The organism is Pseudarthrobacter sp. HLT1-7, from assembly GCF_059383435.1.
On record NZ_JBWZCH010000013.1, the window covers coordinates 39,179 to 63,040 of the forward strand.

General features: G+C 62.5%; 21 protein-coding genes. 10 read left to right on the plus strand and 11 right to left on the minus strand.

Features of this window, described 5'->3' with window-relative positions:
- Positions 1 to 2: 2 nt before the first annotated feature.
- The 3 genes from AC50X6_RS12990 to AC50X6_RS13000 form a co-directional block, all read right to left on the minus strand.
- Positions 3 to 1,010 (minus strand): ABC transporter permease, encoded by a 1,008-nt coding sequence (locus AC50X6_RS12990; RefSeq protein WP_494966622.1) that lies wholly within the window; start codon positions 1,008 to 1,010, stop codon positions 3 to 5.
- Positions 1,007 to 2,617 carry a sugar ABC transporter ATP-binding protein gene (locus tag AC50X6_RS12995; protein ID WP_494966623.1) on the minus strand — a complete coding sequence of 537 codons (1,611 nt, stop codon included), beginning with the start codon at positions 2,615 to 2,617 and terminating at the stop codon, positions 1,007 to 1,009. Before AC50X6_RS12995 ends, AC50X6_RS12990 begins: the two co-directional genes overlap by 4 nt.
- 253 nt (positions 2,618 to 2,870) lie before the next feature.
- Complete coding sequence (locus AC50X6_RS13000) at positions 2,871 to 3,575, minus strand: cysteine hydrolase family protein (protein WP_494966624.1); 705 nt, start codon at positions 3,573 to 3,575, stop codon at positions 2,871 to 2,873.
- Between the two features lie 430 nt (positions 3,576 to 4,005).
- Here AC50X6_RS13000 and AC50X6_RS13005 point away from each other — a divergent pair, with 430 nt between their 5' ends.
- The 7 genes from AC50X6_RS13005 (at position 4,006) to AC50X6_RS13035 (ending at position 11,551) form a co-directional block, all read left to right on the plus strand.
- Complete coding sequence (locus AC50X6_RS13005) at positions 4,006 to 5,007, plus strand: dihydroxyacetone kinase subunit DhaK (protein WP_494966625.1); 1,002 nt, start codon at positions 4,006 to 4,008, stop codon at positions 5,005 to 5,007.
- A gap of 2 nt (positions 5,008 to 5,009) precedes the next feature.
- Positions 5,010 to 5,657: a dihydroxyacetone kinase subunit DhaL gene (gene dhaL / locus AC50X6_RS13010; protein WP_494966626.1), complete on the plus strand. Its 648-nt coding sequence runs from the start codon at positions 5,010 to 5,012 to the stop codon at positions 5,655 to 5,657.
- Positions 5,658 to 6,057: 400 nt separating this feature from the next.
- On the plus strand, positions 6,058 to 6,675 hold the full coding sequence (locus AC50X6_RS13015; protein ID WP_494966627.1) for a type 1 glutamine amidotransferase domain-containing protein: 618 nt from the start codon (positions 6,058 to 6,060) through the stop codon (positions 6,673 to 6,675).
- A gap of 180 nt (positions 6,676 to 6,855) precedes the next feature.
- Positions 6,856 to 8,526 (plus strand): GMC family oxidoreductase, encoded by a 1,671-nt coding sequence (locus AC50X6_RS13020; protein ID WP_494966628.1) that lies wholly within the window; start codon positions 6,856 to 6,858, stop codon positions 8,524 to 8,526.
- Between the two features lie 19 nt (positions 8,527 to 8,545).
- Complete coding sequence (locus AC50X6_RS13025) at positions 8,546 to 9,259, plus strand: gluconate 2-dehydrogenase subunit 3 family protein (RefSeq protein ID WP_494966629.1); 714 nt, start codon at positions 8,546 to 8,548, stop codon at positions 9,257 to 9,259.
- A gap of 89 nt (positions 9,260 to 9,348) precedes the next feature.
- Positions 9,349 to 10,485, plus strand: a complete 1,137-nt coding sequence (locus AC50X6_RS13030) for a mandelate racemase/muconate lactonizing enzyme family protein (RefSeq protein WP_494966630.1) — start codon at positions 9,349 to 9,351, stop codon at positions 10,483 to 10,485.
- A gap of 187 nt (positions 10,486 to 10,672) precedes the next feature.
- On the plus strand, positions 10,673 to 11,551 hold the full coding sequence (locus tag AC50X6_RS13035; protein WP_494966631.1) for an SMP-30/gluconolactonase/LRE family protein: 879 nt from the start codon (positions 10,673 to 10,675) through the stop codon (positions 11,549 to 11,551).
- Between the two features lie 61 nt (positions 11,552 to 11,612).
- On the opposite strand, the gene AC50X6_RS13040 is transcribed toward AC50X6_RS13035, so the two are convergent.
- From AC50X6_RS13040 to AC50X6_RS13075, 8 genes are all read right to left on the minus strand, one after another.
- Entirely contained in the window at positions 11,613 to 12,215 is a 603-nt protein-coding gene (locus tag AC50X6_RS13040) for a hypothetical protein (RefSeq protein WP_494966632.1), read from the minus strand.
- Between the two features lie 157 nt (positions 12,216 to 12,372).
- Positions 12,373 to 12,756: a hypothetical protein gene (locus AC50X6_RS13045; protein ID WP_494966633.1), complete on the minus strand. Its 384-nt coding sequence runs from the start codon at positions 12,754 to 12,756 to the stop codon at positions 12,373 to 12,375.
- Between the two features lie 436 nt (positions 12,757 to 13,192).
- Entirely contained in the window at positions 13,193 to 14,188 is a 996-nt protein-coding gene (locus AC50X6_RS13050) for a sugar phosphate isomerase/epimerase family protein (protein WP_494966634.1), read from the minus strand.
- A gap of 1 nt (position 14,189) precedes the next feature.
- Positions 14,190 to 15,212 (minus strand): Gfo/Idh/MocA family protein, encoded by a 1,023-nt coding sequence (locus AC50X6_RS13055; RefSeq protein WP_494966635.1) that lies wholly within the window; start codon positions 15,210 to 15,212, stop codon positions 14,190 to 14,192.
- 1 nt (position 15,213) lies between these two features.
- A complete protein-coding gene (locus AC50X6_RS13060; RefSeq protein ID WP_494966691.1) occupies positions 15,214 to 16,341 on the minus strand; it encodes a Gfo/Idh/MocA family protein in 1,128 nt (375 codons plus the stop codon).
- 47 nt (positions 16,342 to 16,388) lie between these two features.
- The gene (locus tag AC50X6_RS13065) at positions 16,389 to 17,249 is read right to left on the minus strand and encodes a carbohydrate ABC transporter permease (protein WP_494966636.1); all 861 of its coding nucleotides are present in this window, start codon (positions 17,247 to 17,249) and stop codon (positions 16,389 to 16,391) included.
- Entirely contained in the window at positions 17,249 to 18,229 is a 981-nt protein-coding gene (locus tag AC50X6_RS13070) for a carbohydrate ABC transporter permease (protein ID WP_494966637.1), read from the minus strand. Before AC50X6_RS13070 ends, AC50X6_RS13065 begins: the two co-directional genes overlap by 1 nt.
- Positions 18,230 to 18,262: 33 nt before the next feature.
- A complete protein-coding gene (locus tag AC50X6_RS13075; RefSeq protein WP_494966638.1) occupies positions 18,263 to 19,669 on the minus strand; it encodes an ABC transporter substrate-binding protein in 1,407 nt (468 codons plus the stop codon).
- A 449-nt stretch (positions 19,670 to 20,118) separates the two neighbouring features.
- Here AC50X6_RS13075 and AC50X6_RS13080 point away from each other — a divergent pair, with 449 nt between their 5' ends.
- From AC50X6_RS13080 to AC50X6_RS13090, 3 genes are all read left to right on the plus strand, one after another.
- Positions 20,119 to 21,150: a zinc-binding dehydrogenase gene (locus tag AC50X6_RS13080; protein WP_494966639.1), complete on the plus strand. Its 1,032-nt coding sequence runs from the start codon at positions 20,119 to 20,121 to the stop codon at positions 21,148 to 21,150.
- A gap of 44 nt (positions 21,151 to 21,194) precedes the next feature.
- Positions 21,195 to 22,052, plus strand: coding sequence for a sugar phosphate isomerase/epimerase family protein (locus tag AC50X6_RS13085; RefSeq protein ID WP_494966640.1), 858 nt, complete (start codon positions 21,195 to 21,197; stop codon positions 22,050 to 22,052).
- A gap of 210 nt (positions 22,053 to 22,262) precedes the next feature.
- Positions 22,263 to 23,498 carry an ROK family transcriptional regulator gene (locus tag AC50X6_RS13090; RefSeq protein ID WP_494966641.1) on the plus strand — a complete coding sequence of 412 codons (1,236 nt, stop codon included), beginning with the start codon at positions 22,263 to 22,265 and terminating at the stop codon, positions 23,496 to 23,498.
- The last annotated feature ends 364 nt before the right edge of the window (positions 23,499 to 23,862 follow it).

Sequence of the window (23,862 nt, forward strand, 5' to 3'; positions counted from 1 at the left end):
CCTCACTGAGGATTCTGGGTTGCGACCGTTAAGGGGGATACCGGGCGGAGCATGGACTGCAGCCATTTTTGGGCGCCGCGGTCGAAAGCCACCGCGGCAACGATGGCCGCACCGGTCACGATCGAGAACCACAGCGGGTCGACACCGATCAGCTGCAGGCCACGGCTGAGGATGGAAAGGAAGAAGGCTCCGAGCGCGGCCCGCCAGATGCTTCCACGGCCGCCCGCCAGGGCGACACCGCCGACCACACACCCGGCAATCGCCGTGAGTTCATAACCGCCCCCGAGCCCGGGTTGGACGGAATTGAGTTTGGATGCCAGGAGCACGCCACCGACGCCAGCGACAATTCCGGAGATGACGAAGACCGCGAACTTGGTCCTGCGCACGCTGACCGCGGCCAGGTATGCTGCGTTCGGGTTGATGCCGACGGCGTAGACCGTACGTCCGAAAGGTGTCTTGACAAGCGCGACCTCCAGGATGATCAGAATCACGGCCGTGATGATCACGCCTGTCGGGACCCCGGCGATCTTCCCGCCTGCGAGGGCGAGGAAGGAGCTCTCCGTGGTGCCGGTGAGCTGAGTACGGGCGGTAAAGACCTGGAGCACGCCTGCCCCGATGCTCAGGGTGGCCAGGGTGACGATGAAGTCGCTGACCCCCAACCGGGCAACGAACGCCCCGTTCACGAGACCGAAGATCAGCCCGGTCGCGATCCCGGCGAGGACGGCGAGTGCGGTGGGGGCTCCGTTCATGATGGCGAACAGCGTGGCGGCCGCGCTCAGACCGATGTTGGACCCGATGGACAGGTCGATTCCGCCGCTGATCAGAACGAAAGTCAGGCCGGCCGCCAGCAGCACCGCGGAAACGGATTCGACGAAGGTGTTGTAGATGTTGTCCGGGCTGAGGAAATAGGGGGATGCGATGGCAAAGTAGACACACATGATCAGGAACACGATCGAAACGGCGACGCCGTCAATGGCGAGTACTCGAGAAAAACGCTGGAAAATGTTCATGCTGCTACTGCTCCTCGGGTGGCCAGAGAAATGATCCGTTCTCCGAGTTCGCTGGTTTCGGAGGCTGCTTCATCCCGGCCCGTGCTCTCAAGCTCGCCAACGATGGTTCCTTCGCGCATGACGGCGATGCGGTCTGATACGCGGATCAGCTCGGGCAACTCGGAGCTGATCACGATCGCGGCTCCGCCCTGGTCCACGAATTCGTAGATCAGACGGTAGACCTCGGCTTTGGCACCGACGTCGATGCCCTGGGTCGGCTCATCGAAAATAATCAGGTCGGGCTCGGTGAAGAGGCACCGGGCGATGATGACCTTCTGCTGGTTCCCGCCGCTGAGGTTGCGGATCTTTTCCTGCACTGAGCTCGTTTTCACCCCCAGGTCGTGGACATATTTTTTGGCGGTCGCGGTCTCCTGGCCGCCGCGGAGGAACAGTCCTCCCGCGGCTGTCTTTTTCAGGTCCGAGATCGTGATGTTCCTCTTGACCGAGAAGTCCCCGAGAATGGCGTGGGTTTTGCGCTCTTCGGGAACGTAGGCGATGCCTTTCTTCCGGGCATCGCGGGGGGATCGGATGAGGGCCGGTTTGGAATGCAGGAAGATACTTCCCGAGTCCGGGTGGTCGGCGCCCAGGACCACCATGGCGGTTTCCGTGCGCCCCGCCCCGGCGATGCCCGCCAGCCCGAGGACCTCCCCCCGGCGGACGGACAGACTGATCTCATGAAGAAGGGGGTGCCGGGTGACCGATTCCAGCCGCAGGACTTCGTCCCGGGCTCCGGTGAAGCCGTGGGCCCGCCCTTCCGCGACGATGTCTTCCCGCGCGGCAAGGTTGGAGCGCCCGACCATAAGACGGACGAGCGAGTCCGCGGTCTGCTCGGCAGGGTCCACGGTTGAGACAAGCCGACCGTCGCGGAGCACGGTGATGGTGTCCGCCAGGCCGAAGAGCTCGTCGAGCCGGTGGGTGACCCACAGAAGCGAGATGCCCTTTTGGCGCAATTGGCGCATATAGCTGAACAGTGTGAGGCGTTCGTGGTCCGCCAGCCCGGAGGTGGGTTCATCGAGGATCAGGACCTGTGTCCGGAAGACCAGGGCTTTGATGATCTGGACGACGTGCTGTTTCAGGGCACCGAGGGCCTCAATCGGGACTTTGATGTCGTGGTCGGTGAGGCCGAACTCGTGCGCGAGTTCAAGGACCCGGGTGCGCATTTCCTTTTCGTCGAGGACGCCGGCGAGCCGGTTCCTGCCGGTGATAATCTCACGGCCGAGGAAGATGTTTTCAACCGCGGTGAGATTCGGGGCCAGGGATTGTTCCTGGTGGACGGTTGAGATGCCGAGGTCCCGGGCATCGCGGGGAGTGGCGATGGTGACCTCGGAGCCGGAGACCCGGATAGTTCCGGCCGTGGGGGACACTGTTCCGGAAAGGATGTTGATCAGGGTCGACTTCCCCGCCCCGTTCTCGCCGAGGAGTCCATGGATTTCGCCGGGACGCAGGTCGATGTCGACGTCGGCCAGGGCCACGACTCCGGGGTAGACCTTGCCGATTCCCCGCACGGACACGATGGGCTGATCGGAAGGTCCGGCAGGGACACTTTGAGAGTTTTCGTTGTTGTTCATTCCAGGTGACCTCATTGTCGAGAAACGGCTTCAGAGCTGGTACCCCGGTAACCCGGTGGTCTGATAACTTTTAATGGTTGCCTGCCACCGGTCCAGTGGAAGGCAATGGTTGCCTGCCACCGGTCCAGTGGAAGGCAATGGTTGCCTGCCACCGGTCCAGTGGAAGGCTACTGTCAGTCTGGGGCAGCAGGTGCTGTCGAGGACCTCGTCCCGCCGGAGGTCGGCGGGACGAGGTCCGCGCACCGCAGACAGTTCAGGCGGCGTCGATGAGTTCGAGGAATTCCTTGCTCGTGCGCACGTCGCCGTGGTTGGCCTGGATGTTGCGCAGCGCTTCCCAGTGCTGACCGTAGCCCGGCGGGTCGTCCTGGCCCGAGGGAATGGCGGCGGTGGTGTCGGCCAGGACAATAATCTTGTAGTCCTGGTTGGCGCCGTCGATGGCCGTGGCAATCTGGCAGTTGCCCGAGGAGAGTCCTGCGACGACGAGGGTGTCGGCCCCCGCGCGGCGCATGTACTCGCTCAGCGGGGTGCCGTAGAACGAGGAGAAACGGTGCTTGCGGATCACGGGCTCGTCGTCGAGCGGCTTGAGCTCATCCACGAGCTCGTCGCCGCCGTTGCCCCAGGACCCGGGGAAGCTTTCAAGCTGACCTTCAATGCCCCACTTGACGTCGGCATAGCCAGCGTCCTTGCCATCCGCGCGCAGGCCCCACAGCGACCAAACGACCGGGATCCCCTTTGCGCGGCAGGCTTCGAGCACGTTCTTCACCGGCTCGATGACGTCCTTGCCCTCCGGGGCACCGCCGACGCTGGGAATGTACATTGCCCCACCGGGCTCTGCGCAGGCCTTCTGCATGTCGAGGACGAGCAGCATCGTCTTCTTTGGATCGACGGTCGGAGCAAGGTAGTGCGAACGGTCGATGACTTTATCAATGTTTTCGTAGGTGTAGTCCAGTGACGACATTTCTTCTCCTTGTTGCGGGTGCCGGCAGCATCGCCGGCGCCCATCGGTTTTCCGCGCGGCCGCGGACTTCAAGCCTCACGGGCCACCTGCCCTGCACAGAGAACTGGATGGCAGGTGATCCGGTGGTCTGAACACTACGAGAGGACCAAGATCTCTGTCAATACCTTTCCGTGATTTCTGTCACGGCGGCCGGGATGGCGCTTAACCTGCGCTTCTCGGTGCAGGGGCGAGCAGGCGCGGTTTCGTGTTTCAGGGTCATCCGGGATGGAGTAGTTGCGCCGATTTTTTGGGAAGTCGGAGGCGGGGGATTGACGGGAACGGGTTCCTGGGGAAAACTTTGGTCAGACCACCCGATCATCGAACCAATAAATATGATCGGGGCGACCGTGACAAAACGCGCGGTCTTAATGCCGGAGGTAGTGGAAAGCCGATGAAAAAATTCATGAATGAACCGTCTGCCGCGGTCGATGACTACGTGGCAGGGCTGGTCGGCGCGCACCGGGGGATCCTGGACTGGGACGCCGGCAACCGCGTGCTTCAGCGCCGGGAACTTCCCTCGCGTCCCAAGGTGGGCCTTGTGGGCGGCGGGGGATCGGGCTGCGAACCGACGCATACCGGTTTCGTCGGCTACGGAATGCTTGATGCCGCCGCACCGGGGCAGATCTTCACATCTCCGGTCCCGAATCAGATCGTGGCCGCCACCCGCCGCGCCGACTCAGGAAAGGGCGTTTTGCACATCATCAAGAATTTTACGGGCGAGGTCATGAATTTTGGGATGGCCCAGGAGATCCTCCTTTTCGAAGATATCCAAGTGGCCCAGGTTGTCGTCAATGATGACGTATCGATCCCCGACGACGGGGAGACCGCCGGCCGGAGGGGCCTCGGGGCCACGGTTCTTGTCGAAAAGATTGCCGGGGCCGCCGCCGAGGAAGGCTCGGAGCTGGCCGAAGTGCTGGCCCTTGCCCAGAAGGTGGTCTCCCGATCCGGGACGTTCGCGGTCGGATTGTCCTCGTGCACACCGCCTGCACGCGGAAAACCAGTCTACGAACTTGCCGATACCGACATGGATCTGGGCATCGGCATCAGCGGTGAACCCGGGCGCGAACGGGTCCCGATGACAAGCGCACAGGAAATTGCACGGTTGATGGTCAACGAGGTCTTATCCGACATCGCGCCGGCGGAAGGCGCCGAGCTGCTCATGCTTGTCAACGGGATGGGAGCCACGCCGCACCAGGAAATGTATCTTCTGGCCGGTGAACTTGCCGCGGCGGCAGAAGCCCGCGGCGCCCGCGTCACACGTCAGCTGGTAGGAAATTTCGTGACTTCCCTCGATCAGGCCGGAGCCGCCGTAACCTTCCTGGAACTTGACCCGGAGCTGACCAGGCTTTGGGATGCTCCGGTCCAGACAGTCGCACTGAGATGGGGACGATGAGGATGAACACCACGGATATGAGCCTGACCAGACCGGATTTGGAGCGCTGGATCCTGGACTTTGCACACCAGATCATCGAGCAGCACGTCGTCCTCAGTGATCTGGATGCCGCCAGCGGCGACGCAGATCACGGTTCGAATATGGAGCGCGGGATGTCGGCACTGCTGCAGTCCGTGCCGGGTTGGGACAGCACGGCGCTTCCCGGGGAGTTCCTCAAGCAGGTCGGCCTGCACATCGTGTCCTCGGTCGGCGGATCCAGCGGAGCCCTTTACGGAACGATCTTCCTGCGGATGGCCCGTACCGTGGGCGACGCGCCGTCGATCAACGCCGGGCTGCTGTCAGACGCCTTCGAGGCGGCCGCGCAGGGCGTCGTTGAGCGCGGCAACGTCAAGCAGGGGGATAAGACCATGTATGACGCGCTGGCACCCTCCGTCCAAACGCTGCGGGCGCAGTTGACGGCGAAGAAGTCCCCGTCGGAGGCCCTGCAATCCGCCGCGGCAGCGGCTGAGGCCGGTCGTGATGCGACCGCCGACATGGTCGCCCGTAAAGGGAAATCAAGTTACGCCCGCGAGAAGTCCCGAGGGTTCATCGATCCCGGCGCAACCTCCGTTGCCATGCTGATCCGGTCGGCAGCCCGAACACTCGGATAAGCCACGCATCTTCTACAAGGAGAACTTCCCGTGCCCCTGTCCCACGCGGATCGGACGGGCCGCTTGCAAGTCCCGGGGCTATGGCTCCCTGGGAACGCCCGTCGTGCATGGGAGCACGTGGTCCCATGCCGCGGGATTTAACGAGCGCAGCCATCCGGCCGCAGACCATTTCAAACCCTTGACATCGATATGCAAATACGGCAGAGTTCAGACCACCTGATAACCGGATGATTGGACGCGAAGGGCCGCGAGAGGACCGGAACAGTTTTCCGGCATTCACCGGCCGTTCCGAAACTGTCCGGACCCCGGGTCTGCATGGTCGGGACGCAGAAGCCGCCCCGGATGGGCGGGGCCTTAAACCCCCGTTCTGAATTCACACAATGAGAAAGGTAGCGACCCCATGAGTTTGCATGGATCCAAGATTGCGCTGTTGATCGAAGATGAGTACCAGATCCTGGAAGGCTGGTACCCGCTGCTCCGCCTGCAGGAGGCCGGAGCGGATGTCCGGGTCATCGGCAGCGGAACGAAGAACAGTTACCACAGCAAGGAGGGCTACCCGATGGAGGTCGACGCGGCCGCCGCGGACGTCAGCGCCTCGGACTTTGACGCCGTCGTTGTCCCGGGCGGCTTCGCGCCGGACAACATGCGCCTGCACCCTGAAATGATCGGTCTCGTCCGGGACATGAACGAGGCAGGCAAGCTCGTCACCGCGATCTGCCACGGCGGATGGGTCCTCGCATCCGCCGGCGTACTCAAAGGCAAGCACGCCACCGGCTACCTGCCGATCAAGGACGACGTGGAAAACGCCGGCGGCACCTGGGTTGATGAGGCTGTGGTCGTGGACGGGAACGTCATCACCTCCAGGACCCCTGTCGATCTTCCCGACTTCACCCGCGCGATCATCGCGCACATGGAAGGACGCCCGACCGGAACTGAACACGCGACGCACAACCGCGCCACGGACCTGACCAACGACCCTGCCGGCACGCGGTACGAGACCGGGGTGGCCGTCTCTTAGCGAGCGGCCATGCCCGCGGCAGAAGCAACAGGACCGCGGGATTACGGCGGGAGGGCCGCGTTCCGGCGACCCCGGCGGCGCGCGGCCCCGACCCCACAGGCTCGATTCCCGCATCGGAGGAATCGAAATAAAGAAGGTACGGACGGCACGGGTGCCGTCATCGAACTTAGGAGAATCTCAGTGGCTACAACGAAGAAGCCTGAACCCGTTGACGTCGTCGTCGTCGGGCTGGGTGCCAACGGCGGTACGGCGGCGAAGGTCTTGAGTGAGGCCGGGCTGAAGGTTATCGGTTTTGACCGCGGCCCGTGGCTTCGCGCACAGGAGCACTACTCGGGGGACGAGCTCAAGTTCGTCAACCGCAACTACATGTGGCCGGACCCCACGCTGTTCCCGCGGACCCTCCGGTACGCAGAAGACGAAGTGGCCCAGCCCTTTTCGTTCTCCCCAACGCCGCAGATGGTTGGCGGCGGGACGAACCACTGGGCCGGCTGGGTTCCCAGACCCCGCGAATCGGACTTCATGCTGCGCTCCCTGCATGGCGACGTCGACGGCATGAACCTCGCGGACTGGCCGTTCCGTTACGAGCATCTGGAGCCCTACCTGACGAAGGTCGAATGGGCCTTCGGGGTTTCGGGAATCGCCGGCGCCGATAAGTACGAACCGTACCGCTCCAGGGGGTATCCCAGCCCGCCCCTGCGGCCCACCCGTTACGGGAAGCGTTTCTACGACGCGTGCAACAAGATGGGCATCAACGCGTTCCCGATCCCTCACGCGATGGTCACCAACGACCATAACGGGCGTGACTCGTTCAACAAGACCAGCTTCTGGAACCAGTACGGCGACCCGTCCGGCGCCCGGTCCAACATCCTGACAACCTTCATCCCGGACGCGTTGGCCACCGGAAACTTCGAGGTCCGCGCCGAAAGTTTCGTCCGCGAAGTGAAGATTGGCAAAGACGGGAAAGCCACCGGGGTCCTCTATGTGGATCCGGACGGCAACGAGGTCGAGCAGGACGCTAAGATTGTCGTTCTTGCATTAGGCGCCATCGAATCCGCACGTTTGATGTTGCTCTCCCGCTCCTCTCAGTTCCCCGACGGACTGGCGAACAGCACCGGCCTCGTGGGCAAGAACGCCACTTTCCACGAATACCTCTTCGCGGTCGGCTTGTTCGACAACGAGATCGACGAACCGTTGAACGGTTTCACCGGCAACTACATCTCCGGCGGATCCCTTGAATTTTACGAAACGGACGAAAACCGCGGACACATCGGCGGCTGCATCATTTCTGCTTCCCAGACCTGCCACCCCGTCAACTGGGTCTTCCCGGGCCGCCCCACCTGGGGCGACGCGCTCAAAGACGCGGACCGAAACTACTTCAACCACGCCATGAAGATCGGCCTGATCCTGCACGACATGCCCGTCGAATCGAACCGTGTCGACCTCGACCCGACCGTCCAGGATGCCTGGGGTCTCCCGGTCGCCCGCATCACCCACCGGCCGCACGCCAACGACATCGCCATGGGCAAGTGGCAGGTTGATAAGAACGCTGAGATCCTCGAAGCCGCCGGGGCCCGCAAGACGGTCCCGGTCTACCTCGACAAGATGACCGGCAATACCTGCCACCAGCACGGCACCGCCCGCATGGGCCTGGACCCTTCCAAGAGCGTGCTGAATGAATGGGGCCAGGCCCACGACGTCGAAAACCTGTTCGTGGTTGACGGCTCGGGCTTCCCGACGGCCACCGGCGTGAACCCGACCCTGACCATGATGGCCAACGCCTGGCGCTGCTCTGACTACATCGCCAATACCTACTCCAAGGGCCGGGTCGAACGGCTCGCACAGCCTGCCTGAGGGAAAGGACAGTCCTGAAATGACACTGAAATCAGAATGGGAAATCGTCGGCGAACCCGTAGACCCGGATTCGACAGAGCGATACTTCTTCACCGAACACGAATGGAACACCGTCGAAGCGGCAACGGCCCGCATCATGCCCACAGACCACGACCCGGGGGCCAGGGAAGCACGAGTGATTGTCTTCATCGACCGGTACGTGTCGGGGATCGACTACATTTTCGCGGCAGCCGACGGCTCGGGATTCCTGAAACTTGCAGGCAAACATGCCGACGCCTGGCGGGGCCGGCAATACAAGATGCAGGAGCTCTACCGTGAAGGCGTCAAGGCTTTGGACGCGATTGCGCGAAACCTGGACGGAAAGAACTTCGTCGACCTTGACGAGGAAAAACAGGACCAGGTCCTGATTGCGCTCTCAGGCGCACCGAAACCAATCAAGGTCACCCTCGGTACCAAGGAACCCGTCACGACCTTCCTCCAGGGCTCATTCGATGAAAACCTTCCGTTCTTCGACACACTGTGCCTTCACACCCGTCAAGGGTTCTACAGCGACCCTGTGTACGGAGGCAACAAGGACCAGATGGGATGGAAAACCATCGGATTCCCCGGCCCGAAGTCCCTGAAGGACACCATGGACGGCACCTACGACACCACCGAGTACTTCTATGACGGCGAGTACGACTGGTACGACCTCATCCCGTACCTGAACCAGTCGGCTCCCCGCGAACAGTAACCAGAAAGACGGACGGCGGCCCGGCATTTCCTCGAAGTGCCGGGCCGCCGGTCCACAGACACTCCACACTCGCCAAAGGACCCAAGAGAATGAAAATAACAGAGATAAGGGCGTTCCCGGTCGGGGTGCCCCTGGAGGAACCCCTGCGATGGGGGGCCATGGAAGTCAACGTCAAAGGAGGCATCCTCGTCCGGGTGAAAACCGACGAAGGAATCGAAGGAATCGGCGAAGCGGGTTTCTCGGCTGAGTACTTCTCAACAGTAGGTCCGCTGATCAACCAGCAGCTTGGACCGATGCTCATCGGACGCGACCCGCTCGACATCGCCTCGATCTGGCAGGACATGCTGAACGCCACTCATATGTGGGGCCGCCGCGGCATCGAAACCTATGCCCTCAGCGGCATCGACATCGCCCTATGGGACCTTCTCGGCAAGGCCAGCAACCAGCCCGTGTACCGTCTGCTGGGAGCATCCAAGTCCAAGGTCAAGGCCTACTACGCACCGTCTCTGAAACCGACCGAAGAGATCGTGGAAGAATCAATCGCCGCTGTTGAGCAGGGATTTTTCGCCATGAAGCTGCGCAACGGACCGAGCATCAGCCACGGCGTCGACATGGTTTCCCGGGTCCGCGACGCAGTAGGCCCGGACATCGACATCATGGTCGATGCCAACATGGCCTTCGACCGCCGCGAGGCGCTCACCCTCGCCAGGGAACTCGAACAACTGGGCGTCCTGTGGCTGGAGGAACCCATTCTTTCGCGGAGCCTGACCCAGTACATCGATGATCACTCCTGGCTGGCCGACAGAGTCTCACTCAAACTCGCCGGGGGAGAGTCGCTGCTCACCCGGTACGAGTATATCGATCTGCTGCGCAAGCGGACCTTCGACGTCCTCCAGCCGGACTGCACCAGCGTCGGTGGTATCTCCGAATGCAAGCGTGTCGCTGACATGGCCAGCTCATGGAACCTCTTGTGTGTGCCCCATATCGCCTGCAGCTCCGGAACCGGGGTGGCACTGGCAGCAGGACTTCACACGATCCTCAGCTGCGAAAATGCGCCAATGATCGAATTCGACGCCTACGGCGGACCCGGCTGGGACGGCCTCCTGGAACAGCCGCTGACTGTCACCGGCGGATATGTCGAAGCGCGGGACGTTCCGGGGCTGGGTATCGAGTTCCCTGAGGGAGCCTTGGAGAAATACACCCTTACCGGTGCCCGGTTCCAATGAGCCGCCGCATCCCCTGAAACCGCGTCACGGTCCAGGGATCGCACTCGCACCAACGGAGTGCGATCCCGGAACCTGTTCGGACCGGACCCACAGATGCGACGGTATCTGCGGGCATGGCCCGTAAAAAGCTTCAGCAGAGAACACGGTAAACGATGCAGTGCCGACGGGCAGCGTCGGTGGGAGGGTCATGAGAACGCTGCTAGTGGAGGTTGCCCTGGATGCCCACGCCGACCTCGCCGAGGGACCATGGTGGGACCAGCAACGCGGGGAACTCCTGTGGGTTGACATCTTCGCCGGCAGAATCCACATGTTCGACCCCGCGTCGGGCCAGGACCGCAGCATCGATGTCGGGCAACCTGTCGGAATGGTCGCCCGACGCCGGACCGGCGGCCTGGTGTGCGCCGTCCGTGATGGAATCGGATTCATCAACCCCGACGGGAACGCCTTCGAACTTGCCGCACCCATCGAGGCCGAGAAACCGGGAAACCGGATGAACGACGGCGCCTGCGATCCAGCCGGCAGGCTCTGGGCCGGAACCATGGCAACCGACCTCTCCCCGTCGGCCGGAAGCCTCTACAGCATCAGCACCACCATGCAGGTGACGCGGGTCCTGACGGACGTATCCATCTCCAACGGCCTGGACTGGAGCCCCGACGGACGCACCTTCTACTTCACCGACTCGACCACCCGGCGCCTGGACGCATACGACTTCGACGTCGAAACCGGGGCAATCAGCAACCGCCGGCTGCTCGTTGACCTACCCGACCCGGTCGCGACCCCCGACGGAATCACAGTGGATGCCGAAGGAACCATCTGGGTGGCCATGTGGGACGGCGGCCGGGTCCAACGGTTCAGCCCGCAGGGCAAGCTGCTGCAAACAGTCATACTGCCTATCACTCGACCCACAAGCGTCGCTTTCGGTGGCCCCGACCTCAACCAGCTGTTCATCACCTCCGCCCGGAACGGTCTTTCGCCCCGGCAGCAATCGGATGAGCCGCATGCCGGCGCCATCTTTGTCATCGAACCCGGCGTGACTGGGCGCCTCCCATGGGCCTTCGGTGGATAAGACGACGCCGCGGTTGGCGCAAGATTTCTTTGGGTCGGTCTTCGCTACCCTCATGCGCGCCTCAGCGGCAATCCAGCCCGTACATGGCGAGAACGCATTCCAGGTCCGGGTCGTTGCGGTGGATTTCTGTCGCGTCCAGGACAGCGACTGGATCGGCGCCGAGGTTGTCGTCTCTGCGGCGCATCGAGTAGGCCCAGCACACACCGCCGCCGTACTTTGAATGTGCACGGACGCCGGCCGCGTAGTTGCCGTCGTCCAGGACCTGTTCGCGCAGCCATTGGGCGATGTGTGTCGTTGGTTCGCGGTCTTCGACTGCCAGTGTTGCCAGGGTGATGTCCGCAATGCCCAAGGCGTCCTCGAGCTGCTGGCCGAGATGGCGGTTCAGGGCGGCGATCGATTCAGCAGCGGTGAGATCGACCCACCGCTTCGGACCGTTGACCTGCAGGCTGTACATCAGCCGGCCGTCGCGCCAGCTGGCCGGCAGCCAGCCCGGAACCATGTTTCCGTTCCTGGTCCAGTCGTCCTGGATCATCCTCCTGGCATCCTCCAGAGGCACGCCGAACTGCCGGGCGGCGAAAGCAATAGCGTTGCGGAAGTCCTTGGCCACCCGCGCCATGGCCAGGGCCTCGGCATACGCGGTCCTCTTATCCCCGGCCAGGTACACCGTCGATCCAGGAGTGTCGAAACGTGACCATGAAGCCCTGTCGGCGGATCCGACGGTGCGCGGCAGCGGGTTTAGCGGCCCATACGAGGATTTTGCGATTCTGTACCGAGCACCGGCCCTTCCACATAGGCCAGGCCCGTGGCCGCACAGACCTGCGTCAAACGGAGAACCTGTCCTCGGTCATGGCGGCAGCCGCGCTCATGACGTCCTTGGCGCGCATGTCCCGGATTGCCTCGATCGGGGAGACCTCGCCCAGCCAGGGGTTCGCTCCGACAAACCACAGCCGGGCCACGTGTTCACCTTCCACCCCCGCCACAGCCGTCCAGGCGCGGTGCGCCAGTTGGAGCCGGGCCTGAGCCTCAGCCCGCGGTTCAGGTCCGTCAGTGCGGGCCCAGCGGTAGCTGATCTTCGGGTCCTTGCTGCCGGCCAGTGCTGCGACCAGCGTCGCCCCAAGAGCACTGTTGAGCTGCCTGACGATCTCCCGGATGCCCAGCCGTGCGGTTCCGCCATGGGCGGCCCCTACATCGATGGATATGCTCACAGGTGTCACGCTCCTTCCACTAGTCATTCAATCCTAGCGGAACAGACAAGAATTACCACTGAAAAACCACCGAAAACGCACCAACTACTTATCGGGATGCTGCCGCCCCCACGAATGCCACGACCGTCCCCTTACCTGCACCGGCGCTGCACCAGTTCCCGCCCGCGGCGACAGCGGCCCGTGGGGCTCACTTATTTCAATGAAATGCAGGTGGTTTGAGACGATTGCGCCATGCCGGGCGCCGTAGGCTGCTGGTGGTGAGCAGCGGACGACAAGATGGCGCTACACCTTCGCTTATATGCTCGGAGACGGATTCATGGTCACATACGTGTAGACAATCCTTTCGACGGTCCTGTGAGCCCAGGGCGCCCGGACGTAGCCCGTGTCCTGGACAGCGCCGTCCAGGCTTCGTGAAGCGTTGTATCGGCCACAAAGGCTACTGCTTGAAGGCGGCGTCGAAGGGGGTGTTGGACGCCGGGAAGTCGTACTTCTTGAGTGCGGCGAGGGCTTCGGGGGCGCCGTGGAGGCGGTCCATGCCGGCGTCCTCCCATTCGATCGAAATGGGTCCGTCGTAGCCGATGGCGGTGAGGGCGCGGAAGGACGATTCCCAGGGGACGTCGCCGCGGCCGGCGGAGACGAAGTCCCAGCCCCGGCGCGGGTCGCCCCAGGGCAGGTGCGAACCCATCACGGTGTTGCGTCCGGTGGGGCGCAGCTTCGTGTCCTTGCAGTCCACGTGGTAGATCCGGTCCTTGAAGTCCCAGATGAAGGACACCGGATCGATGCCCTGCCACATGAAGTGCGACGGGTCCCAGTTAAGCCCGAAGGCTTCCCGGTGCCCGATCGCCTCCAGTGTCCGCACGGTGGTCCAGTAGTCGTAGGCGATTTCAGAGGGGTGGACCTCGTGGGCGAAGCGGACGCCGCATTCGTCGAAGACGTCCAGGATCGGGTTCCAGCGATCGGCGAAGTCCTGGTAGCCGGCCTCGATGACCGAGGCAGGGACGGGAGGGAACATCGCGACGTACTGCCAGATCGACGAGCCGGTGAACCCGACAACAGTGTCCACGCCGAGCGCCTGGGCGAGCCGGGCGGTGTGCTTCATTTCCTCGGCTGCGCGCTGCCGGACGCCTTCGGGGTCGCCGTCGCCCCACACTTTCGCCCCGACGATTCCCTGGTGGCGGAAGTCGATCGGGTCATCGCAGACGGCCTGGCCCTTGAGATGGTTGGAGATGGCCCAGACCTTGAGGTTGTACTTCGCCAGGACGGCGAGCTTGGAGTCGACGTAGCCGGGTTCGTCCCAGCGCCAGGCGTCGAGGTGGTCGCCGGAGACGGCGATTTCCAGGCCGTCGTAGCCCCAGCCGGAGGCCAGACGGGCGACTTCCTCGAACGGGAGATCGGCCCACTGGCCGGTGAACAGGGTGTACGGGCGGGGCATGTCAGGCTCCTTCAGAGGTTGCGGGACGGTGGCGGGGGCGGGGCTCAAGCCCGACGGCCCGGTAGCACTCGTCGATCAGTTCCATGGTGTGGACGGCATCGTCACTGTCGGTGGGCATCGGGACTCCATGACGCACCAACGCCGTGAACGCCTCAAGCTGGTAAGTGTAGGAAGAACGCGTTCCGAGGTGCTCCACGCGCTCGCCCGCGGCTGTCTTCACCAAGAGGCGGTCATCAGTGTGCGGAAGAACGAAGTTCGCCACAGTGGCCTGACCCTTGCTTCCGATGAGGCGGTAGGTCAAGTCAAGGCCGCCTCCGGCCATGTGGCACCGCGCCGATGCTGTTACTCCTGATGGGTACACCAGATCGGCATCGACCCATTCGTCCACGCCCGGCAGCCCGGCGCGTTCGGCGCCGCGTGCATCGACCAGCCGGGGTTCGCCGCCTGCCCAGGGCGCCATCGCGCGGACGGCGTGCAGGCTGTAACAGCCCAAATCCATCAACGCGCCGCCAGCCAACGCGAGTGACCAGCGCGGGTCCTCCGGGGCTGGAGGGGGGATCATCATCATCGTTTCGACCCGCTGCAGCTCGCCGAGCTCGCCGGAACTCAGCAATTCGTGAAGCCGTCTTGTCACGGGGTGGTAGAGGTAGTGGAAACCGTCCACCACGGCGACCCCGGCGCGCTTGCCGGCGTCGCGGACTTCCCGGGCCTCCGGAGCGTCAGCTGCGAATGGTTTCTCCGACAGGACATGTTTTCCTGCAGCAATCGCAAGCAGGTTCCATTCGGAATGCAAGCCGTTGGCGAGGGGGTTGTAGATGGCCTCAACCTCCGGATCAGAAATCACGTCGGCATAGGTGTCGTAAACCCGTTCCACTCCGTATTGATTCGCGAAATTCTCCGCACGGGCGCGGTCACGGGCGGCCACAGCTACCAGACGAGCGCCGGTCAGCATGGCCGGCTCAACGATGGATGTCGGACTGACGCGGGATGCCCCCAGCACCCCGATCCGAAGCGGGCCGGACATGTCAGGCTCCTTCTCTGACGGGGGATGCCAGCTGGATCAGCGCGCTTTTCGCAGCCGAGCTTTCCTCCACGGCGGCCAGGATCCGTTGGACAGCCAGGCCGTCGTCGAACGACGGCGACGGCGTGGTCCCGCTGCCGATGGCCGCCAGGAAGTCCCGGATTTCGTGCGTAAAGGTGTGCTCCCATCCGATGATGTGACCCTGCGGCCACCACGCACCGACGTACGGGTGCTCGGGCTCGTTGACGAGGATCCGGCGGAAGCCCTGCTCCCGGACCGGGACGGTGGCGTCCAGGAAACACAGTTCGTTCAGGTCCTCTAGATCGAACACGAGGGAGCCCTTATCGCCGTAGATCTCCAGTTTGAGCGAGTTCTTCTGGCCCGTGGCCACCCGGGAGACCTCGACGGAGGCGATAGCCCCGGAGGCGAGCGTCAGCGTGGCCCACACAGCGTCGTCGACCGTAACTTCCTCCCTGCCCCGCGCCCCAGGGCGGTGCGTCGTGAACGTGTGCGTCCGCCCCGAAACCTCGGTGATGTGGTCCCCGAGCAGGAACAGCACCTGGTCGATCGCATGGGAGGCAATGTCACCGAGGGCGCCGGAACCGGCCGCTTCCCGCTTCAGACGCCAGCTCATGGGCGACTCCGGATCCGCCAGCCAGTCCTGAAGGTAGGCGGCACGCACGTGCCGGACGGTCCCGATCCGGCCTTCGGCGATCAGCTCCCGGGCCAGTGCCAAGGCTGGGACGCGGCGGTAGTTGAAGCCCACCATGGACTGCACACCCCTCGCCCGGGCCTCCCGGGCGGCTTCCGCCATGGCTTCGGCTTCCGCCAGTGTGTTGGCCAGGGGCTTTTCCACCAGGACGTGCTTGCCCGCGGCTAGCGCCGCGATGGCGATTTCCGCGTGCATAAAGCCAGGGGCGCAGATGTCGACGATGTCGATGTCATCGCGGTCCAGGACGGCGCGCCAGTCCGTGGCTGACTCCGACCAGCCGTACTTGTCCGCTGCGGCAGCAACCCCTGCCGGGTCCCGGCCGACGAGGACTTTCTGCTCGAAGGCCGGGACATCAAAGTAGCTGGCAACGTTCCGCCAGGCGTTCGAGTGGGCTTTGCCCATGAACGCGTAGCCGATCATTGCCACTCCCAAGGGCCTATCTGTGGTCTTGCTTTCGTCGGGCCTAGTCACTTCACGGCACCAAAGGACAGCCCGGCGACCATCTGCCGGCGCAGCACGATCATCATTACGAGAATCGGCGCGACGATGAGCGTGGCCGCGGCGGTGATGTTGCCCCAGTCCGTTCCATACATGCCGGTGAACTGCTGCAGGCCCACCGGGGCTGTCTTTGCTCCGCTGCGGGTGAGCGACAGGGCGAAAAGGAATTCGTTCCAGGACAGGACGATGGTCAGCACGGCTGCCGTGGCCACGGACGGTACCAGCAGGGGCCAGATGATGCGCCGAAGAATGGTCCAGTGTGACGCGCCGTCCACCATCGCTGCTTCCTGGATCTCGTACGGCAGTTGCAGGATGGAGCTGCGGAGGATCCACACCACGATGGGCAGGTTGAAGGCGGCGTAGGGGATGATCAGCGCGGCATAGGTGTCGATGAGACCCAGTCGGCCGGCAAATACGAAGATCGGGATTACCGCAACGATCGGGGGGAACATGTAAGTGGAGAGAATCCAGGAAGACAGGCCCTTTCGTGCCCGGAAATCCCTCATGGTCAGGGCATAGGCTGCGGGCACGCCGACGGCGATGGCCAGCACTGTGGCGCCGAGGCTCACGATGGCGCTGTTGAGCAGGAGCTGACCGAAGCTTTCGGATTTTCCGCCCCCTGCCGTCAACACGGAGGCATAGTTTTCCAGCGTCGGTGCGAAGAACCACGCCGGAGGTATTTGGTTCGCAAGTCCGGCTGGCTTGATGGAGGTGATGAGCATGAAGATCAGAGGCACGAGGCCCACCAGGAGCCAGGCCCACAGGAAGGTGCGGCCAACAATCACGCGAGCAATTAGCCCGCGGCGGACGGATGATGAAGTAGTACTCATTACATTTCCTCAGGATCGGACCGGCGACCGATGACGCGCAGCATGAGCGGAACCAGAAGCGAGAGAATGATCAGGAAGATCACACCCAGGGCGCAGGCCAGGCCCACGTTGAAGCTTTGAAGACCGACTCGGTATATGCCGAGATTGATGATTTCGGTCGATTCGCCAGGGCCTCCGCCAGTCAGGATTTTGAATGAATCGAAGGTCTTGAAGGCTTGGATGGTGCGGAGGACCGCCGCGATTGCGATAAAGGGCACCATGCCCGGCAGGGTGATGTGGCGGAACATCTGCCAGGGGCTCGCACCGTCGACCATGGCGGCTTCCCGTGGTTCTGCCGGCAGGGACTGGAGTCCTGCCATCAGAATCAGTGCAATAAAGGGCGTCCACTGCCACATGTCAAGGATGACGAGAACGATCCAGGCGGAAGTCGGGTCGCCGAGGAGATCGACTCCCTTCGGGAATCCCAGAAATCCCAGGTAGTAGCCGACCCAGCCGTAGTTTGGATTGAGCAACTGCTTGAAGACCATTGCCGCGACGGCAGGTGTCACCGCGAAGGGCAGCAGCATCAGCGCGGCCCCCCATTTATTGGCGGTTGTCTGTGCCGCCAGGGGCAAGGCCAGCGCAAAGCCCAGAAGCATCTCCAAAATGACTGCCACGGCCACAAACGCAAGCGTTATGCCGAACGCGTTGCGGACCGACGCGTTCGTAACTGCCTCGACGAAGTTGTTGAGCCCGACGAACCGGCCGACGCCGCCGAGGATCTTATCGTTGCGGAAGGCTGAATAGAAGATAAAGATGGCTGGAGCGACCGTCATCAGCAAGAGGACGATCATGGCGGGGGCCATGTAGGCCCAAGGGAGCGAACGTTTCTTCCACGACAGCCGCTTGGTGTCGTGCGGAGCGGTCGAATTGCGACCGTCCGCGCGACGGGCGCCTTGAACCTTCAAACCAGCGTCGGGCACTGTGACTGCGGACTTCATGTTTGGTGCTCCTTAGGTGACGCGAGCGACACGTCAGTAACCGGCTGACTTGAGGAGGGTCGACACCTTGTCGCCCGCTGTCTTCAAGGCGTCCTGGGGCGAGGAAGAACCGGTTGCCGCGTTGTTCACGGCGACAGCTACTTCGTGGCTGACTTCCGTGTAGTTGCTCAAGCGTGCGCGCCCGACGCCAACTTCAAGGGACTTGCCGAGCGTCTCGTAGAAGGGCGCCATCGGGTTGTCGCTCTTGATCGACGCGAACACTGATGCGCGGCTCGGGTGCAGTGCCTTTGCAGTCATCGCTGTCTGCTGTTCAGCAGCCGTAAGCCAGCTGATCGCCTGGTAGGCCCATTCCTTGTTCTTGGAATTCTTGTTCACGCTCAGCATCCAGGTTCCGAAGTGCGGGCCCGCTGCTTCGGCCGTGGGCACCGGGGCGTACCCGATGGTGCCGCCCTTGACATTGTCCGCCAGCTTGAGGTCGTGGTAGTTGATCGTCATCGCGGTAAGTCCACTGTCAAACGACTCCGCGGTGGTTCCCCAGTCGGCAGAGGTGCTGCCCGGCGGTACATGGCCACTCTGGGCAAGCTTCGCGTAGTAGCTGAGCGCCTCGAGGCCCTCCGGAGTGTTGAAGGCAAGCTTCAGGTCCTGGTCTACCAGTGTGCCGTCTCCGCCGAAGGAAGCCAGCAGGGTTTTGAAATCATCGGTAGCCCAGTCTCCGACGCCCGCCATTACGGTCGTGCCGTAGAGGTTCTTGTCCGGCTGGGTAAAGAACTCGGCCACCTGGGCGTACTCTTCCCACGTTGTCGGAACCTTCAGGTCCTTGCCGTACTTGGCCTTGAAGTTTGCCTGCTGCTGAGGATCGTTGAAAAGATCGCTGCGGTATCCCATGATGGCGACGTTTGACTGGATCGGAAGCCCGTAAATGTCGAATCCGGCGCTCTTGATCGCCGAGGGGTCCGGTTTGGCCGTTTCTTCCGGGTATCGCTTGAGCGGCGACTCGGCATTATAGACGGCTGTGTCGTAGAAAACCTTGGGGATGAAGTCGCCGACGTTGGAATCAGCCACCGCCTTGTTCAGATCCTTGTTCTGCAGGTAGGGGGTCAGCGGTTCCAGGTTCTGGACCAGGGCAGGCGCCCACGGAGTGTCGACAACAACGATGTCGTAGTAGCTGCTGCTGGATGCGAACTCGGAGAAAACCTTCTGCTGGAGGGCGTCATAGGGCTGGTTGTCGATCTTGAGGTCGATTCCCAGTTTCTCCTTGAACTGCGGGACCAGCGACGCCACAGCGGCGCTATTTGCCTCGTCCGTTGTGTACAGCATCCTCAGCTCGGCCGGCTTCGCGGCGCTGACGTTGGGAGCGGGGGAGTTGGCCGTGCAGCCTGTTGCGAACAGGGCGGCCGTCACCGCGACGCCCAGCCCCGCCACCAAGCGGGATTTTGACACTCGACTCTGAGATTTGAGCATGGGCCTGTCTTTCGTTTTCGGTGCCTGTCTCTAACCGCAGCAGGCGCCGTTCCAGTGATCATTGGCGGTGATCCGCCTCACAACAGAGTAGGAGTACTTTTGCATTTGGTCAAGCAAAAGTTGCAGGTAAGGATCTGACTTCCGATTGCCCCCGGGCATTAGCAACCTTTGCTATGGGTTGAGCTGAGGGCCAAGGGCCGCAGTCTGCGCCATCGCGCACGGGGCTTTGCCTCCTACCGGCAACTATTGATTGTTTGCGAGCATACTTTTGTCTGCGTATTGACATAGGTCGTGTGTCCGGTGTCATACTCGTACAGGGATTCAACCTGATGATGAGAAGCGTGGGCCTCCCGGCCTATGCCCCGCCGCCATAGTTTCGTTCGGCGCCGCTCACCAGAGAGCAAGATCAAAAAGAAGGAGTCGCGACGATGCGTGCAGTAATTCTTCCCGGGGACAAGAAGGTCCTTGTCGCCGATCGGGAACGGCCGGAGCCGGAACCCCACGAAGTCCTGGTGGAGACCAAGGCCTCCGCCATCTGCCGAAGCGATATGAGCCTCTACTACGGCAACCCGATCGTCGGCGGGGGCACCGCGGACGCCGGGGATGTCGTACCGGGCCACGAGGCAGCAGGGGTCGTGGTGGCAGTCGGAAGCGCAGTCAGGGGCGTGCAGGTCGGCGACCGCGTCGCCGCTCACCTTGCCGTCGGGTGTGGCCACTGCGAGTACTGCGGGCAGGGCTATTCCATGCTCTGCCCTGAATGGAAATGCTTCGGGTTCGATTTTGCGGGCGGGGATGCCGAATACTTCACCATTGCGGCGAGGAACGCCCTGCCGTTGCCGGAGCACTTCAGTTTCAAGGCCGGCGCCGTGATGACCGACATGATCGGCAGCCAGTACCACGTACAGAAAAAGATGGCAGTTAGCGGCAACAAGACAGTCGCCGTCATTGGCCTGGGCCCGATGGGCTCGGCCGCTGTTCTTGTAGCAAAAGCCTTCGGTGCCCGCGTGATCGCAGTCGACATTCTCGACGAGCGCTTGGAGCAGGCCCGGGCGTTGGGCGCGGACAGTGTCGTCAACAGCAAAGACGCTGACGCCATGGAAGCGATTCTCGGGCTGACCAATGGCCGCGGCGTCGAAGTCGCCATTGATTGCTCCGGCAACCCCGCGGGCCAGAACACCGCTCTGGACTCGGCGGCGAAGCTGGGAAGCGTAGCGTTCGTCGGCGAATCCCGTGCCACGCAAATCAACCCCAGCGACCAGGTCATCCGCAAGCTCCTCACCGTGGTCGGCGGTTGGTACTTCCCCCTAGGCGAGTGGCAGGAGATCCTGCGCTTTGTCGATGACAACAAAGTAGACGTCGAAGCCATCATCAGTCACGAATATTCCCTGGAAGACGCCGAGCAGGCTTTCGGAGCCTTCGATCGGCGCGAGACCGAAAAAGCCGTGTTCGTCTGGAAGTGACACCGCAAGCTTCAGCGTCGATATCTAAGAAAAGGACAAGCAGCATGTTCCGCTACACCGCAGAGATCCTCCCGTACCACGACATGTCACTCGAAGATGCCGTCAGAGACCTGGCGGACATCGGATTCACTGAGGTGAATCTCTGGTCTTCGGCCGCGCCCTTGGCCCACCACGTCAATCCGGGCGATGACCCCGGAAAGATCCGCGACCTCTTGGCGAAGTACGGCATGCAGGCGTGCGGTCTCACGGTTTACGGAAAGAATCAGGACGAGATCCTGGAGCGGGTCCAGTTTGCGGCCGATCTGGGGATCGATACCGTCATCTTCGACTGCGAAGCCAACTACCCCGACTATGTCGGAACCTTCCTGCCGCCGATAGTGGAAGCAGGCGCCAAGGCAGGCGTGCGCATCGCGGTTGAAAACCACCTCACGGTTCCCTTTTCGGCCGATTTCGAAGCGGGCGGCAACGAAGACAAACGGTGGGATGAAGGCGTGGACACGTTCGCCCAGATCAAGCGCCTCATCCGCGACATCGACGATCCCTACCTGGGGGTTTGCCTGGCGCCCCCGCACATGTGGGTCATGCAGGAGACCATCAGCGAAGTCATCGCCTTCCTGACCGAGCGCAAGAGGCTCTACTACTACTACATCTGGGACGTGGACCGCTCCTACCGCAACGGCGTGGACGGCCTGAATTTCGGTCCCGGCGAAAAGCAGCTCCCTTCACCAGAAGGGACCCTGGACCACCGGTTCCTGCTGTCAGAGCTTCAGCGGGCCGGCTACCAAGGAGCAGCCAGCATAAAGTGCCACGGAACCCACGGCTGGAGCCTGGAGAAGATTGGCCAGGAACTCAGGGCCTCCGACGCCTACGTGCGCAGTGCCTACAACGGCCTGACCAAGTAAGAGATCGGGGGCCGGCGTCGTGACACATGTCAGGTGGGGCCGGGTACTTCGAAGGGCCCGAAACATCAAAGCTCATCGGTGCTGCACGGCGTCTGTCAACTTTGATCTAATTATTGAAGGAACTCAAGCAACGGTAAGCCCGGGTCATGAGGATTCAACGACAACGACCGCTCCCGCTGCCGCGCGGAGCCCTAGCAGTAAAGGGCCTTGATGACCTTGACGCGGACCTTGACCGACGGAGACGGCCAGTCTCCAAGCACGAAAGGCTTAAAGCATGCGCCCGGATTCGGTGCGAGCGAGCTCTTCCAGATACTGAGGGACGGCAAGCCGCGCACGCGTTCTGAATTGTCGGCAGCTACTGGTTTTGCACGCTCCACCATCACGTCGCGGATTGACGAACTGATGAAGACCGGTTTCATTGCCCCAGTCGGTGACGCGGCCTCCACCGGCGGCAGGCCGTCGGCCCTGGTGGCGTTCAACCCTACCGCGCGGGTGGTTGCCGCAGCGGATATCGGTGCAACCCACGGCACGGTGGCAATTATGGATCTCGCCGGAAATACCTTGACCAAAGTCACTGAGGAGATCCAAATCGCCGCGGGACCCGAGCCGGTGCTCGAATGGCTCACGGCAACAATCGATTCACAGGCGGTAGGGCTCGGGCGGAAAAAGAGCGATGTCGTCGCTGTAGGCATCGGGCTTCCCGGTCCGGTGGAGCATTCTTCCGGGAAACCCTCGCAGCCCCCGATCATGCCGGGTTGGAACGGATTCGACGTTCCTCGCTATGTCCAGCGCAGCTACGACGTGGCTGTCCTAGTGGATAACGACGTCAACATCATGGCTCTCGGCGAGCGAGCCGTGGCGTGGCCGGAGTCCGACAACATAATTTTCCTCAAAGTCGCCACGGGCATCGGCTCCGGAATCATCAGCAGCGGACAGCTGCAGCGCGGTGCCGACGGCTCTGCAGGCGATGTTGGGCACATTGCAATCGGGCGGGCGGCAGGCATCGCCTGCCGGTGCGGCAATATCGGGTGCTTGGAAGCCATTGCCGGACGGCCGGCTATAGCGGCGGCTCTGAGGGCTGAGGGCGTAGAGCTTGAGCGCGACAGTGATGTGGTTGCCCTGGTCCGGAAAGGAAACCTCCTGGCGAGCCAGACTGTGCGCCAGGCGGGGAGGGATATAGGTGAGGTCCTCAACATGTGCGTTAGCATCCTCAACCCGTCCCTTATTGTTATCGGCGGCTCGATGGCTGAAGCGAGTGAACAGCTCATCGCGGGGATGCGGGAAGTTGTCTATTCACGCTCCACCCCTCTGGCTACCCAACACCTTTCAATCGTTCAAGCCCGTACCGGGGCCGACGCCGGGGTCATCGGGGCGGGCATCATGGCTATTGAACATGTTCTCGAGCCGGAAAACCTAGAGGCCTTGACAGCGACTTACTCAGGTTGACGTAGTATCCGCTATCAGTTGCCAGGTTGCCGGCAGCTGGCTCGTGGAGCACCCCATCGCCCCCGGCAGGAAGCGGGATGTGAGTCGTCATGGATGAACCTCTAGGATGCCTACCTCAGTCAGCCGAGGCGAATGTCTTGGGGATCAGAAGTTTGAATAAGAAGGTGGACCTTCGGTGGTGACGGCGGACGGAGAAGTTCGGAGATGCGGTTCCCTCCCGAAGACTCGTGCTTCGTCGATCCAAGTCGCTGTCCGCCACACGTTTACCCCACGGAAATGATGAAAAAGGTTGATATGTCATAGATCGGCCTTGGTGCAAAAAACGGCTAGATTCCGCGGATAATCTAGGCGACGCAAGCTCTTG